The following is a 13,188-nucleotide window of genomic DNA, read 5'->3' as shown; positions in this document are numbered from 1 at the left end:
GTTTATAATTTTAAGAAGTTGGTTGGATTATTTTCCTTCCATTTTCTTCTTTAACTCAGCTAATCCACCGATATCTCCTAAAGTAGTTTTTTCTACTTCTTGAGCTTTAGCAGCTGCTGCTTTAATGTTCTTTTGCTCTTCTTCTCTAAAGATAGAAGTGTGAGAAGCAACGATTCTACGGTACTCTTTACTAAACTCAGTTACTTGGAACTTAGCCTCGTCACCTTTAGCTAATTTACCTCCGTCTTCTTTTTCTAAGAAACGAGTTGGAGCGAAAGCTTCAATTCCGTCAGCAAATACTACAGTTGCACCTTTATCATTTTTCTCTTTAATAGTACCTTCGTGGATAGATCCGATAGCATATGTAGCTTCATGAGCATCCCAAGGGTTATCTTGAGTTTGCTTGTGACCTAAGTTTAACTTACGGTTTTCTACGTCTAATTCTAATACTTGTACTTCTAATTTATCACCAACAGTTACGAAATCTGATGGGTGCTTAATTTTCTTAGTCCAAGATAAATCAGAGATATATACTAATCCGTCGATACCTTCTTCTAACTCTACGAATACACCAAAGTTAGTGTAGTTACGTACAGTACCAGTATGAGTTGAACCTACTGGGTATTTAGAAGTAATATCAGTCCAAGGATCTGGGTGTAATTGCTTCATACCTAAAGACATTTTACGCTCTTCGCGATCTAATGTTAAGATTTGAGCTTCTACTTCATCACCAACTTTTACGAAATCTTGCGCAGAACGTAAGTGAGTTGACCATGACATTTCAGAAACGTGGATTAATCCTTCTACTCCTTCTTCAACCTCTACAAATGCACCATAATCAGCTAAAACAACTACTTTACCTTTTACTTTATCACCAACTTTTAAGTCAGAGTTTAAAGCTTCCCATGGGTGAGCAGATAATTGTTTTAATCCTAATTGAATTCTAGACTTGTTATCATCAAAGTCTAAGATTACAACGTTTAATTTTTGATCTAATTCAACAACTTCGTTCGGGTGGTTGATACGAGACCAAGATAAATCTGTAATGTGAATTAATCCGTCAACACCTCCTAAGTCAACAAATACACCGTAAGAAGTTACGTTTTTAACAACTCCTTCTAATACTTGTCCTTTTTCTAATTGACCGATAATTTCACGTTTTTGATCTTCTAAGTCAGCTTCGATTAACGCTTTGTGAGATACTACTACGTTCTTAAATTCGTGGTTGATTTTAACAACTTTAAATTCCATAGTTTTCTCTACGTATTGATCGTAGTCACGGATAGGCTTCACATCGATTTGAGAACCTGGTAAGAAAGCTTCAATACCAAATACATCAACGATCATACCTCCACGAGTTCTACACTTAACAAAACCGTTAACGATTTCACCAGTTTCGTGTGCGTTGTTAACACGATCCCAAGCTTTGATTACACGTGCTTTTTTGTGAGATAATACTAATTGACCAGACGAATCTTCTCTTTTGTCAACTAATACTTCTACTTTGTCACCCACTGCTAAATTTGGGTTATAACGGAACTCGTTTAACGAAATTACTCCTTCTGATTTAGAGTTGATGTCGATAATAGCATCACGATCAGTAATACGTACTACTGCACCTTCAATTACGTCACGCTCGTTAACGAAACCTACAGTTCCTTCTAACGCAGTTTCAAATTCTTTTAATTTAGCCTCATCTACAGCTTCAATACCTTGTTCGTACTTGTGCCAATCAAAGTCAGCTAAAAATTCTTGTGGGTTTACTTTTGTTTCAGACATTCTGAAAAATAATTTGTATCTTTTTGTTAACCAGATTTTTAACGATGCTAACGCCAAGAGAAATTAAACGTTATAAATATAATTTTTAACCTTTTTTAAATCTGTACTCGTAAAAAGGCGTGCAAATTTACGAATAATTCTTGAAGCAACCTAAAATGTTTTGGTTTTTAGTGAGTTATGAAGATATTTCGCTATCGGTATTGTGTATGTTTCAGTTGCGTGGTTTAAGCACCAATTCAGTAGTTTAGAAGCTAGCAATTCAATATACACGTTGTTTTTGTTGGTATTTCGTTTTTTTAGTTTATAATTTCGTAATTCTTATTTTAATAAATTTAACATTTTAGAGGTAATTCCACGAAATTCAAAGTTCAACGTTTGAGAGAAAAGTTATTTGTCTCATTTTTTATGTTTAAATCAATTATTTAGATATTCTAAACTCCATTTCTTTTATTTGCTTTCTATAAAAAATCAAATTTCCAATAAAATTTATTCCGCAACTTGAGAGCCATAACCAATAACCAGTATCGTATGCAATAATACTGCTTTTACTTCCGCCTTCGTTTGCAATTATTTCATTAAATAAAAGAAAAATTAATGAAAAAAATAATGCTGAAAAACTCAATATGAAAGAAAGTTTCCACTTTTCAGTAAATAATATTCTCCAAGAGATTAATAAAAGTGGATTAGCTATCCAAGAAATTCCAGCCCCAAAAATGCCCATCCATCCAAATAGTAATGCAATTAAACCAAATGAACCAACAGATTCTTTCATGCCTGTAATGAAATAAGAGTTCTGAGTTAATGATATTAAAAATAATATTAAACTAATAGAAACTACAAGTCTTTTTAATTTTCGGTCTTTAATAATCTTCATTTTATCTTTTGCTAGTTAATTTTATTTAACTTGAAGTTTAGGGTAATGAATGCCAACGGTTAAGATATCCGTCGTTTTAAAGTTTAAGAATCAAACTAAATTTTTGCTCATAAAGTTATATAATATTAATAATCATCTTCTTCATCCTCATCTTCAATACCATCATTATCTGGCTTTAATAAAAATTGCAGCACCGTTTTTTCGTCTAACTTCATAAAGTCTTTGTAAAGAATTTCTATAACTTCGTCTCGAGATTTTTTAGCTTTTAATAAATCGTATGCTTTAGCAGGAGCATCTTTAATTACTTCCTTTACCAGTTCTTTGCCCATTTGTAAAACCTCTGATTTAGGAATACCATTTTCTAAAAAAGGTTTTACATTCGCCACTACACTAATAGCAGCACCTCTGCAAATATTTTCTTTCGTAAGTTTCATTTCCGCTTGCGAAAAAAGTTGAAAAGAGATGAATAGGCATACAACGAAGGCTAGTTTTTTCATTTTCATATTTTTTAAGTTAAATCTGAGATAAAAGTAATTTTAATTTACTTAAAATCAAACTGTAAAATGCGTTAACTTAAAAAATAGATTATTCTACTTCCTTAATTTCTACTTTAAACAAAGTATTAAATGTTTCAAAAATAGATTCAGCTTCTTTTTTACGGACAGAAATAGTGTATTCGCAGGCTAGTTCTAACTTTTGATTGATAATATCAATATTTCGCTCTTTAATAATACGTTGTACTTTATTCATCATATCGTAGCCAAAAGAGAGTTTATAATGAACATCAATGGTTTTTTCTACAATTTCAGAAGCTTCTAAAGCTAGTTGTGCAGAGCTACGATAGGCGTTAATTAACCCTCCTACTCCAAGTTTGGTTCCCCCAAAATAACGAACCGAAACAATTAAAATATTGGTAACGTCAAACGCTTGAATTTGTCCGTAAATTGGTTGACCTGCTGAATTACTGGGTTCACCATCGTCGTTGGCACGAAAACGAATGTTTTCTGTTCCTAATTGCCACGCATAACAATGATGACGCGCTGTATGGTGTAGTTTTCTTAGTTCTTCTAGTCGTTCTTTAATATCATCTTCAGAAGTTACAGGAAAGGCATATCCGAAGAATTTACTATTTCGATCTTTAAATAGTGTTTCTTCCGAAGGTTTGGTTATGGTTTTGTATGTGTCTTTAATTTCACTCATTAAGCTATAGTGACCAAAATGATTCCTAAAACTGCTAAGGCTACGCCTATTTTGTTTTTTGTACTAAATTTTTCACTAAACAATAACAATCCTACTAGTGTAGATACTATAACGATACCTACATTGTTAACTGTAAACAAGGTTGAACTTTCAAAGTTTTTGTTTTGTAAAGCTTTAATTAAAAATACGATAGAATAGTAATTCGGAATTCCTAAGGCAATACCTGCTACAATACTTTTAAACTCAAATTTCCCTTTTGAAACAAATTGCTTGAATATTAAAATTAGCAAACCAAATACTGCAGCAAAACCAAACAAGCTTCCAGAGAAAAAGTCAACGTCATTATTGGTTACATAATTGGTTTCTACATATTTTAAGGTAGTGTCGATAACCCCTGACCCTAAAAAAAGTAACACAGGAAATAATAAACCTGCTTGTTGCGTACTTTTTTCTTCTTTTACAGATGATAGATACACTGCTACCAAAGCGATAATAATACCAACTACTTTTAAAGCCGTAACACTTTCATTGTACAGTATGATTCCGAATATAATTGGAACGACAACCGACATTTTTCCTGCGATAGAAGCAACTGAAACTCCGTTTTTTTGTGCGGTCATTGCCATTACAAAGAAAATAGTAACAAATAACAAGCCTAAAAACATAGCTCCGTAAACCCATGGTTGTGTAGGTATTGACCCGAGTTGATTAAAGGTGTTTGCAGAAAACATTCCTAATAAAAATGCGACTATATAATTTACTACAATAGCTTGTAAGGTGTTGACTTTAAATATTTCAAAGTATTTGAATATTACAAATAAAGAAGTCGAAAAAAGGATACTGAGTAATAAGTATATCATATTAATTAAATTCTTTTCGGGCTAGCAAATCTACAACATCTTCTTGTTTCGGATTGTTATTCCAAACAGAAATTCCTAATTCTTTTGCAGCATTGGTGTTTTCTTTAGTATCGTCAATAAAAATAGTTTCAGAAGCGATTAAGTTGTTTTCGTTTAAAACAAATTCAAAAATATCTGAATTTGGCTTACGCATTTTTATTTCGTGCGATAAGTAAAATTGTTCAAAACAGTTTTTAAATTCATTATATAAATCCATTCCCCAGTCGTTTTGAATCCAAGAAATATGCAATTCATTCGTGTTGCTTAATAAAAACAAACGGTACTTTTTACTTGCTGCTAATTCTTTCAAAAACTTTAATCGATGTAAGGGAAAATCTAACAAAATGGCATTCCAAGAACTGATTAAATCCTCTTTCGAAATATTGAATTTATCATGAAAATAACTCACGAAAGCATCAGTAGAAATCAATCCCATTTCATACTGAAAGTATTGATGCATCATTTCATCGGTTATTTCTGTAACTCCTAATTTAGCTAACTCTTTATACGTAGCTTCTTTGTCTAAATTGATGAATACATCACCAAAATCGAAAATGATGTTTTTAATCATTTCTATAAATTCTTAAAATGTCGTTTTGAATGTTTTCTTCTGAAAAAAGTGTAGCATTGAGGTTGGGCGCTTTTACTCCTTCGGTAAAATTGACATCGCCAGTAAAAACTCTGGCTTCATCCCATAAATTGGAATCGATAAACGTTTGTAAGGTTTGTGAACCACCTTCAATAATCACCGATTGTATTTGATGTTTATATAGGACTTGACAAATTTGCGCTGCAATATTCGATAAAAAATCAATTTCTTCGTATGAGATTACTTCACTTTGTTCGTAATGACGTTCAATTGTTCTTTTCTCAGTAATAACAATAGTCTTAACGTTACCATCTAAAACTGTTGCTTTTTTAGGAATGCGCAAGTTTCTATCGATAACAACTCTAATTGGATTTTCTCCCGACCAGCTACGAACGGTTAATGACGGATTATCAGCAATCACTGTATTAGTTCCTACTAAAATAGCATGCTCCTCTCCTCTCCATTTATGCACTAATTGTTGAGAATAACTATTAGATATCCAAATTGGTTTAGCGTCATTGCGAAGCAAACTTTTTTGCTGTGGCAATCTCATTTTAACTTCAGAGATTACTTCACTTTGCTCGTAATGACGATTTGGAGCTATAAAACCATCTTTAGTTTCTGCCCATTTTAAAATAATATAAGGTCGCTTTTTGTTTTGAACCGTGAAAAAACGTTTATGATGCTCTAAGCACTCTTTTTCTAACACCCCAACAGTAACATTGCACCCCGAATTTTTTAGGATTTCTACACCTTTTCCTGCTACCAAACTGTTAGTGTCAATACAACCGATAACTACATTTGGAATTTGTTTTTCAACGATTAAATTCGCACAAGGAGGTGTTTTTCCGAAGTGAGCACAAGGTTCTAGTGTTACATAAATAGTAGCCTCTTTAAGTAGTTCTTCATCTTTTACCGAATTAATTGCATTAACTTCTGCGTGAGAACCTCCGTAAGGTGACGTAAATCCTTCACCTATGATAGTTTCATTATGAACAATTACTGCACCTACTGACGGATTAGGTCTTGTAGTTCCGATGCCTTTTTTAGCAAGTTCTAAACAACGTTGTATGTATTTTTCGTGACTCAAAAGCTAGAATTTATTTTTTCTCCTTCAATTATTATCAAAAATCATAAATTAAAAAATTAATGATTTTATAGATGAAAACTCGTCTTTTTTTGGGTACTTTGCTATAGCAAAAGTACTATATTCCTATGATACCTTCTGATTTTATTATAAGAGAAATACAGCCTAATGATAACAAGCAGGTTGCCAAGGTTATTAGAGAGGTTTTAATTGAGTTTGGAGTTCCGAAAGTTGGAACTGCTTATGAAGACAAAGCTACCGATGAAATGTATGAAACCTATCAAAAAGACAAAGCAGCTTATTTTGTAATTGAACATAACAATATTGTTGTTGGTGGAGCAGGATTTTCGCAATTAGATAATTTTGAAGGAAATGTATGCGAATTGCAAAAAATGTATTTTCTACCCGTTATTAGAGGAAAAGGATTGGGGAGTAAACTCATTCAATTTTGTTTAGCAAAAGCAAAAGAGCAAGGTTTTGAACAGTGTTATTTAGAAACCATGCCTTATATGGAAGCTGCAAGAACTTTGTATAAAAAGAACGGATTTGTAAATATGGATAAACCTTTAGGAAATACAGGTCACTATTCTTGTAATGTTTGGATGATAAAGGATTTATAGTTGATGACTTTAAAAGAATACAAATTATACTTTTCAGAAGAGCTTTCTTCTGTATTTCCTCAGACAGAAATTGATACTTTTTTCTTTTTATTGATAGAAGAATATTTAGGTTTTCAACGAATTGATTTGGTATTACAACCCGATTTTGAAATTTCTTCGGAAAAAGAAGTCATTTTAAACGAGATATTAAACAGACTTAAAAAAGAAGAACCGATTCAGTATATTATAGGTAAAACAGAGTTTTATGGACTTCCTTTTAAGGTTTCTTTACATACTTTGATTCCACGTCCAGAAACAGAAGAATTGGTTGAGTGGATTTTAAAAGAAGCTTCTGAGAATACTAAACTCAACATCTTAGATATTGGTACAGGTACAGGATGCATTCCTATCAGTTTAAAAAAGAATTTGCCAAATGCAACCGTCAGTGCTATTGATGTTTCAGAAGAAGCATTAAAAATAGCAAAACATAATGCTGAATTGAATGAAGTTGGAATTTCTTTTATTCTTCAAGATATTTTAGAAGCAGAAAGTTTAAATGTCATTGCGAATGAAATGAAGCAATCTATAATCGATAAAGAGATTACTTCGTCGCAAACTCCTCGTAATGACGTTAAATTTGATATTATTGTTTCCAACCCACCTTATGTCCGTAACCTAGAAAAAGTAGAAATTAAAAATAACGTTTTAAAAAACGAACCTCATTTAGCTCTATTTGTTGATGATAATAATCCATTAATATTTTATGATAAAATTGCAGATTTATCCAAAAAACATTTATCAAAAAACGGATTGTTATTTTTTGAAATCAACCAGTATTTAGGTAAAGAAACTGTTGAAATGCTCAAAGAAAAAGGATTTACTGCAATTGAGTTACGAAAAGATTTATTTGGAAATGATAGAATGATAAAAGCTAGTTTGTAATACCTTTTATCGTTTTCTTTAGTTTGTCTATTAGTTCATGAATTTCATCTTCGTTGTAACTTGCAAAACCAATTCGTATAGCGTTATGATTTGTTTTTGCTACATCGTAACGTGTGTAATCTCCAATTTCTAACAAGTGTTTTCTAGCTTCAGTTTGTAGTTGTTTCCACGAATATTTTTTATCTAAAGTCATCCAAACTGCCATTCCACCTTTCGGTATTTCAAAACTAAAATACACTCCTAATTCTTCATTTAATAGTTTACAAAACAAATCGCGTCGTTGCTCGTAAATTTTCATCACTTTTCTAATATGCCTATCCAAATCTCCCGATTTAATAAAGGTTGCAAAAGTCATTTCTAATAAGGCATCCCCTTGCCTATCAATATATCCTCTGAGTTTTGCAGCTTCTTCAACAAAATCTTTAGAAGCAATTAAGTATCCAATTCTAAAAACTGGAGCCACTGTTTTACAAATTGACCCCACATAAATTACATTACCACAAGTATCGTGGCTTGCTAAAGGTAAAATAGGTGCGTGATCGTAGTTAAAATCGTAATCGTAATCATCTTCTATAACTGCGAAACCATATTGTTTTGCTAAATTTAGTAAATGAATTCTTCTTTCTGCTGAAAGTGTTACGGTGGTTGGATGATGATGGTGAGAAGTTATATATACAGCTTTGATAGTTTGTTTTTTACATAGTTCTTCAATTTCTTGAGTGACTAATCCACAAGTATCTACTGGTACTCTTTTAAGAGTTGCTTCTGTATTTAAAAAAGTGAAATCTGCGGACGAGTAATTGGTTTCACCAACGATGATAATATCTTCTTTTTTTAACAATAATTGCGCAGAAAGCCACATACCCATTTGACTTCCTCGAGTAATTAAAATGTTTTCTTTACTGATTTTTAAACCTCTAGAATTGTTTAAATAAGTAACCAACGTTTCTCTTAAAGAGTCATTTCCGTAAGTTGAGTTGTAATCTAATTGTTTGTAAATGTCTTTTTTAGCTAGAATTCTTCGGTAAATTCTTGCAATATCATCAACAGGAGTTAATCTTCCGTCTGAAGTTCCGTCATTTATGTATATCCAACTGTCTTTTCTCGTACTTGCTTTTGATTGTAGCACTTCATTTTTATAAAAACTGAAATTTGAAGAATCTTTTAAAATACTGAGTTTATCATTTGCTAATTCCTGCTGATGCAAAACTGGTAAGTTTGTATTGATGAAAGTTCCTTTTTTGGGAATACTTTCTAACCAACCTTGTAAAACCAATTCTTCATAGCTAGCAACCACAGTTTTTCTGTGGATGTTTAACAAATCTGCTAATTGTCTAGAACTTATCAAACGAGTTCCTGAAGTTAATTTCCCTTGATTTATGAGTGCAATTAGTTGATTTGACAATTGCAAATACAAAGGCTCTTTTAGATTTTTATCTAGCTGTATTGAAGTTTTATATGGAAACATCTGGACTATTAGTTGTTTTTATTCTGGACGAAAATAATAGTCCATAAAAATACTACATTTGAAGTATAAAACACCAACGCGATGATAAAAAAAGACTTACAGCCAGCAGAATATAACGAATACTATGGAAGATATATTGATATGATTTCTGACGAAACAGAATTAATAAAAGGATTAGAAAATGATAAAAAGTTTGTGATTGATTTCTTTTCTTCTATCCCTAAAGAAAAATTAGAATATCGATACCAACCTGAAAAATGGACTATAAAAGAAGTTTTGCAGCATATAATTGATACGGAACGTATTTTTATGTATCGTTTTTTGCGTATTGCACGTGCTGATAAAACTGCTTTAAAGGGGTTTGATCAAGATGATTTTATTCTTCCTTCCGAAGCAAATAAGAAGTCTATCGATGAATTAATCCATGAATTTACAGTTACCAGGTTATATACACTAAACCTCGTAAATAGTATTCCAGAAAAGTATCTTAATGCGATGGGTACTGCTAGTAGCTCTCCTATTTCTGCAAGAGCTTGTGCTTTTATTTTGTTAGGTCATAGTATTTGGCATATCAATATCATTAAAGAACGTTATTTGTAATGTTAGAGTTAAGACCAAATTGTGAGCACTGTGGAGTTGATTTACCTAATACTTCAACTGAAGCAATGATATGTTCATTTGAGTGCACTTATTGTAAAACATGTGCAATTGAAATATTTCAAAATGTTTGTCCTAGTTGTACGGGTAATTTCGTTCCTAGACCTATTAGACCAAAACAATATGTTGAAAAGTATCCGCCTTCAGCTGAAAAAATTTATAAGCCTAAAGATTTAGCAGAAAAAATGGAATTGATTGAGTTTTTTAAAAATATTCCTCCTGAAAAAAGATAATAGAATGGTAGCTATAAAAAAAGCATCAATAAATGATGTAGAAATACTTGCTTTATTAGGTAGAATAACGTATTCAGAATCGCATGGGCATTTTATCAATAATCAAGAAGATTTGATTACGTATAATAATGAAGCTTTTTCTATTGAAAAAACTAGTGCAGAGTTACAAAATGTAAACATTGTTTATTGGATAGCTTATATAGATAACTTACCTGTTGGATATGCAAAATTGATTTTAAATACTGATAATTCACAAGTTTCATCAAAAAAACAATGCAGATTAGAACGGATTTATGTTCTGCGAGAGTTTTTGGGTCAAAAAATTGGATATGAACTGTATAAAACAGTGTTTGAAGAAGCTAAATCATTAGGTTTTGAGATACTTTGGTTAACCACTTACATTAAAAATGAAAGTGCAATTCAATTCTATGAAAGATTAGGTTTCAATAAAGTTGGTAGTTACGATTTTATAGTAAACGGAAAAACTTTTGAAAACTTAGTTTTTTCAAAGAAAACAGCTAATTAAATAAAAGATTATGAAAGAATATTCTCAATCTAAAATAAATAGAATCAAGAGAGGGCAAAATAGAGCTACCTATGATGTTGATACTATCAACACGATTTTAGATGCAGGTTTTATAGGTTTTGTAAGTTATACATACGAAGGTACTGCTATATCAATCCCTATGGCTTATGGGAGAAAAGATAATAAAATATACTTGCATAGTTCGCAGGGAAATAGAATGCTCTTATCACTTTTAGAAGTAGGTAAAATGAGCATGACAGTAATGCATTTAGATGCTTTGGTTTTAGCACGTTCAGGATTGCATCATTCGGTAAATTATCGTTCAGTTACCTTATTTGGAAGTGTAAAAAAAATTGAAGAAAATCAAGAAAAATCAGGTGCTTTAGAATGCTTTATGAATCATATGATAGAAGGTAGATGGGACGAAATCCGACCAATGCATCAACAGGAATTGGATAGAACTTTGGTTGTGGAAATGACGATAGAAACCGCCTCTGCAAAAATTAGAGATGTAGGTGTTAATGACGAACCAGAAGATGAAAGTTTACCAATTTGGGCAGGATTAGTTCCGTTGAAACAAGTAGCTGAATATCCTATTTCTGATACTAAATTACCTGAAAATATTGCTATTCCAAATCATGTGTTACATTACTATGAAACACATCAATAAAGTTAGTAAATTGGCTTTATGAAAAAATATGATGTTGTTGTTTTAACAGACCGAAGATATATCAATCCAAAAGAGATTACTAATTACATTCAAAATGTATTAGATGAAGATAATTATGTTAAAGAAGCGCTTGGAAAACAAGATTTAATGGTACTTCGTTTGTCTTGGGATGATGCAAGTTTTGATTGGAATACTACTAAATATGTGCTTTTTAGAACTACTTGGGATTATTTTGATCGTTTTGATGAGTTTTCTGTTTGGTTAGAAAAAGTAAGTAAACAAACCATTTTATTGAATTCTGAAAAGATTATTCGCTGGAATATAGATAAACATTATTTACTTGATTTACAGGAAAACGGAGTACATATTTGTGAGTCCTTTTTTGTTGAAAAAGGGAATTCTAAATCGTTAAAAGAATTAGCTAAAGAGTTTAATTTAACAAACTTTGTGTTAAAGCCTTGTGTTTCTGGAGCTGCAAGACATACCTACAAAATCACATTAGAAACTATTGATAATCATGAAGCTGTTTTTTCAGAATTAATAGCCAATGAAGCTATGATTTTACAACCTTTTCAATATAAAATTGTAGAGAAAGGTGAAATTTCATTAATGGTAATGAATGGTAAATTCACGCATGCAGTTTTAAAAATTGCTAAAGAAGGTGATTTTAGGGTACAAGATGACTTTGGTGGTTCGGTACATTCCTACACTCCTACTCAAGCAGAAATTAATTTTGCTGAAAACGCTGTAAAAGCATGCGTAGAAATGCCTATGTATGCTAGAGTTGATGTTTTTACTGATAATAATGGTAAATTAGCAATTGCAGAATTAGAACTCATAGAACCAGAACTTTGGTTTCGAGTAAATCCAGCTGCTGCTGAAGAATTAGCAATAGGAATAAAAGACTTAATCAATAAAAATGAAAAAGTTAATTAAAATTTTAGGAGGTTTATTTTTAATAGCGATTATAGCTTTAACCATTTTCTATTTTAAAAATAATGAAAGCCTTCCGTCAGGAAAACAGGGAGTTGAAGCTGATACTTTAGCAAGTAAAATGCTAACTGCTTTAAATTTTGAAGCATATAAAAATACCCGTTTTATCGAATGGAGCTTTAGAGGAAAACACTTTTATAAATGGGATAAACAAGAAAATATAGTTGAAGTTTCTTGGGAAACGAATAAAGTGATTTTGCATACAAAACAACCTCGAAATAGTGAAGTTTATGTTGATGGTTCTTCAGTCGAGAATTCCGAAATTTTACAAAAAGCGATTGATTATTTTAACAACGATAGCTTTTGGTTAGTGGCACCGTATAAGGTATTTGAAGAAGGAATTGAGCGTAGAATCGTTCAATTTGAAGGAAAAGATGCTTTGTTAATCACATATACAACAGGAGGTTCAACTCCAGGAGATTCTTATTTATGGATTTTAGATGGTACAGGAAAACCAATTAAATACAAAATGTGGGTTTCTATTATTCCTACTGGTGGTATGGAAGCCTCTTGGAATGATTGGGTAACAACCGAATCTGGAGCAATGTTACCAACTAAACACGAAATGTCTATCGGAATTTTAGATATGGGGGATGTAAAAGGATATAATTAATATCTAAATAACAAGAATAAAAAAGAGCAACGGATATCGTTGCTCTTTTTTGTTTATCT

16 protein-coding genes are annotated in these 13,188 nt (G+C 31.7%); 8 read left to right on the top strand and 8 right to left on the bottom strand.

Going from position 1 to position 13,188, the window contains the following annotated elements:
* Positions 1-27: 27 nt before the first annotated feature.
* The 7 genes from rpsA to ribD all read right to left on the bottom strand — a co-directional run bounded on the left by rpsA (position 28) and on the right by ribD (position 6,431).
* The gene (gene rpsA / locus ACKTST_RS06790; RefSeq protein WP_408046995.1) at positions 28-1,779 is read right to left on the bottom strand and encodes a 30S ribosomal protein S1; all 1,752 of its coding nucleotides are present in this window, start codon (positions 1,777-1,779) and stop codon (positions 28-30) included.
* Positions 1,780-2,197: 418 nt separating this feature from the next.
* Positions 2,198-2,653 carry a hypothetical protein gene (locus tag ACKTST_RS06785; protein WP_408046994.1) on the bottom strand — a complete coding sequence of 152 codons (456 nt, stop codon included), beginning with the start codon at positions 2,651-2,653 and terminating at the stop codon, positions 2,198-2,200.
* Between the two features lie 125 nt (positions 2,654-2,778).
* A complete protein-coding gene (locus tag ACKTST_RS06780) occupies positions 2,779-3,150 on the bottom strand; it encodes a hypothetical protein (RefSeq protein WP_408046993.1) in 372 nt (123 codons plus the stop codon).
* Positions 3,151-3,238: 88 nt separating this feature from the next.
* Positions 3,239-3,853, bottom strand: coding sequence for an IMPACT family protein (locus ACKTST_RS06775; protein ID WP_408046992.1), 615 nt, complete (start codon positions 3,851-3,853; stop codon positions 3,239-3,241).
* Positions 3,853-4,713 (bottom strand): EamA family transporter, encoded by an 861-nt coding sequence (locus ACKTST_RS06770; protein ID WP_408046991.1) that lies wholly within the window; start codon positions 4,711-4,713, stop codon positions 3,853-3,855. Before ACKTST_RS06770 ends, ACKTST_RS06775 begins: the two co-directional genes overlap by 1 nt.
* Position 4,714: 1 nt before the next feature.
* Positions 4,715-5,323: an HAD-IA family hydrolase gene (locus ACKTST_RS06765; RefSeq protein WP_408046990.1), complete on the bottom strand. Its 609-nt coding sequence runs from the start codon at positions 5,321-5,323 to the stop codon at positions 4,715-4,717.
* Complete coding sequence (gene ribD / locus ACKTST_RS06760) at positions 5,316-6,431, bottom strand: bifunctional diaminohydroxyphosphoribosylaminopyrimidine deaminase/5-amino-6-(5-phosphoribosylamino)uracil reductase RibD (RefSeq protein WP_408046989.1); 1,116 nt, start codon at positions 6,429-6,431, stop codon at positions 5,316-5,318. The genes ACKTST_RS06765 and ribD overlap by 8 nt, the downstream gene beginning before the upstream one ends.
* 125 nt (positions 6,432-6,556) lie before the next feature.
* Here ribD and ACKTST_RS06755 point away from each other — a divergent pair, with 125 nt between their 5' ends.
* Together ACKTST_RS06755 and prmC are read left to right on the top strand one after the other, a co-directional pair.
* Positions 6,557-7,048, top strand: a complete 492-nt coding sequence (locus ACKTST_RS06755; protein ID WP_408046988.1) for a GNAT family N-acetyltransferase — start codon at positions 6,557-6,559, stop codon at positions 7,046-7,048.
* Positions 7,049-7,051: 3 nt separating this feature from the next.
* The gene (gene prmC / locus ACKTST_RS06750) at positions 7,052-7,969 is read left to right on the top strand and encodes a peptide chain release factor N(5)-glutamine methyltransferase (RefSeq protein ID WP_408046987.1); all 918 of its coding nucleotides are present in this window, start codon (positions 7,052-7,054) and stop codon (positions 7,967-7,969) included.
* Here prmC and pdxR read toward each other — a convergent pair.
* A complete protein-coding gene (pdxR, locus tag ACKTST_RS06745; protein ID WP_408046986.1) occupies positions 7,959-9,437 on the bottom strand; it encodes a MocR-like pyridoxine biosynthesis transcription factor PdxR in 1,479 nt (492 codons plus the stop codon). The two genes, prmC and pdxR, sit on opposite strands and share 11 nt — an antisense overlap.
* A gap of 81 nt (positions 9,438-9,518) precedes the next feature.
* Between pdxR and ACKTST_RS06740 the strand changes: the two genes are divergently transcribed.
* The 6 genes from ACKTST_RS06740 to ACKTST_RS06715 are packed head-to-tail and all read left to right on the top strand — an operon-like array spanning position 9,519 to position 13,129.
* A complete protein-coding gene (locus tag ACKTST_RS06740) occupies positions 9,519-10,037 on the top strand; it encodes a DinB family protein (protein WP_408046985.1) in 519 nt (172 codons plus the stop codon).
* Positions 10,037-10,327, top strand: a complete 291-nt coding sequence (locus ACKTST_RS06735; protein WP_408046984.1) for a DUF1272 domain-containing protein — start codon at positions 10,037-10,039, stop codon at positions 10,325-10,327. The genes ACKTST_RS06740 and ACKTST_RS06735 overlap by 1 nt, the downstream gene beginning before the upstream one ends.
* A gap of 4 nt (positions 10,328-10,331) precedes the next feature.
* The gene (locus tag ACKTST_RS06730; RefSeq protein WP_408046983.1) at positions 10,332-10,853 is read left to right on the top strand and encodes a GNAT family N-acetyltransferase; all 522 of its coding nucleotides are present in this window, start codon (positions 10,332-10,334) and stop codon (positions 10,851-10,853) included.
* 10 nt (positions 10,854-10,863) lie between these two features.
* Entirely contained in the window at positions 10,864-11,523 is a 660-nt protein-coding gene (locus ACKTST_RS06725; RefSeq protein WP_408046982.1) for a pyridoxamine 5'-phosphate oxidase family protein, read from the top strand.
* A gap of 18 nt (positions 11,524-11,541) precedes the next feature.
* Positions 11,542-12,459 carry an ATP-grasp domain-containing protein gene (locus ACKTST_RS06720; RefSeq protein ID WP_408046981.1) on the top strand — a complete coding sequence of 306 codons (918 nt, stop codon included), beginning with the start codon at positions 11,542-11,544 and terminating at the stop codon, positions 12,457-12,459.
* Complete coding sequence (locus ACKTST_RS06715; protein WP_408046980.1) at positions 12,443-13,129, top strand: hypothetical protein; 687 nt, start codon at positions 12,443-12,445, stop codon at positions 13,127-13,129. The genes ACKTST_RS06720 and ACKTST_RS06715 overlap by 17 nt, the downstream gene beginning before the upstream one ends.
* Positions 13,130-13,188: the final 59 nt, after the last annotated feature.

The sequence above is a fragment of the Tenacibaculum crassostreae genome, assembly GCF_964512405.1.
Taxonomy (GTDB): Bacteria; Bacteroidota; Bacteroidia; order Flavobacteriales; family Flavobacteriaceae; genus Polaribacter; species Polaribacter crassostreae.
The sequence above is the reverse complement of the archived record's forward strand: the minus strand, read 5'-3'. Positions and strand labels throughout refer to the sequence as shown.

Coding starts and splice junctions, on each gene's coding strand:
- rpsA (WP_408046995.1), bottom strand. CDS start 1,779: ATGTCTGAAACAAAAGTAAACCCACAAGAATTTTTAGCTGACTTTGAT.
- ACKTST_RS06785 (WP_408046994.1), bottom strand. CDS start 2,653: ATGAAGATTATTAAAGACCGAAAATTAAAAAGACTTGTAGTTTCTATT.
- ACKTST_RS06780 (WP_408046993.1), bottom strand. CDS start 3,150: ATGAAAAAACTAGCCTTCGTTGTATGCCTATTCATCTCTTTTCAACTT.
- ACKTST_RS06775 (WP_408046992.1), bottom strand. CDS start 3,853: ATGAGTGAAATTAAAGACACATACAAAACCATAACCAAACCTTCGGAA.
- ACKTST_RS06770 (WP_408046991.1), bottom strand. CDS start 4,713: ATGATATACTTATTACTCAGTATCCTTTTTTCGACTTCTTTATTTGTA.
- ACKTST_RS06765 (WP_408046990.1), bottom strand. CDS start 5,323: ATGATTAAAAACATCATTTTCGATTTTGGTGATGTATTCATCAATTTA.
- ACKTST_RS06755 (WP_408046988.1), top strand. CDS start 6,557: ATGATACCTTCTGATTTTATTATAAGAGAAATACAGCCTAATGATAAC.
- prmC (WP_408046987.1), top strand. CDS start 7,052: ATGACTTTAAAAGAATACAAATTATACTTTTCAGAAGAGCTTTCTTCT.
- pdxR (WP_408046986.1), bottom strand. CDS start 9,437: ATGTTTCCATATAAAACTTCAATACAGCTAGATAAAAATCTAAAAGAG.
- ACKTST_RS06740 (WP_408046985.1), top strand. CDS start 9,519: ATGATAAAAAAAGACTTACAGCCAGCAGAATATAACGAATACTATGGA.
- ACKTST_RS06735 (WP_408046984.1), top strand. CDS start 10,037: ATGTTAGAGTTAAGACCAAATTGTGAGCACTGTGGAGTTGATTTACCT.
- ACKTST_RS06730 (WP_408046983.1), top strand. CDS start 10,332: ATGGTAGCTATAAAAAAAGCATCAATAAATGATGTAGAAATACTTGCT.
- ACKTST_RS06725 (WP_408046982.1), top strand. CDS start 10,864: ATGAAAGAATATTCTCAATCTAAAATAAATAGAATCAAGAGAGGGCAA.
- ACKTST_RS06720 (WP_408046981.1), top strand. CDS start 11,542: ATGAAAAAATATGATGTTGTTGTTTTAACAGACCGAAGATATATCAAT.
- ACKTST_RS06715 (WP_408046980.1), top strand. CDS start 12,443: ATGAAAAAGTTAATTAAAATTTTAGGAGGTTTATTTTTAATAGCGATT.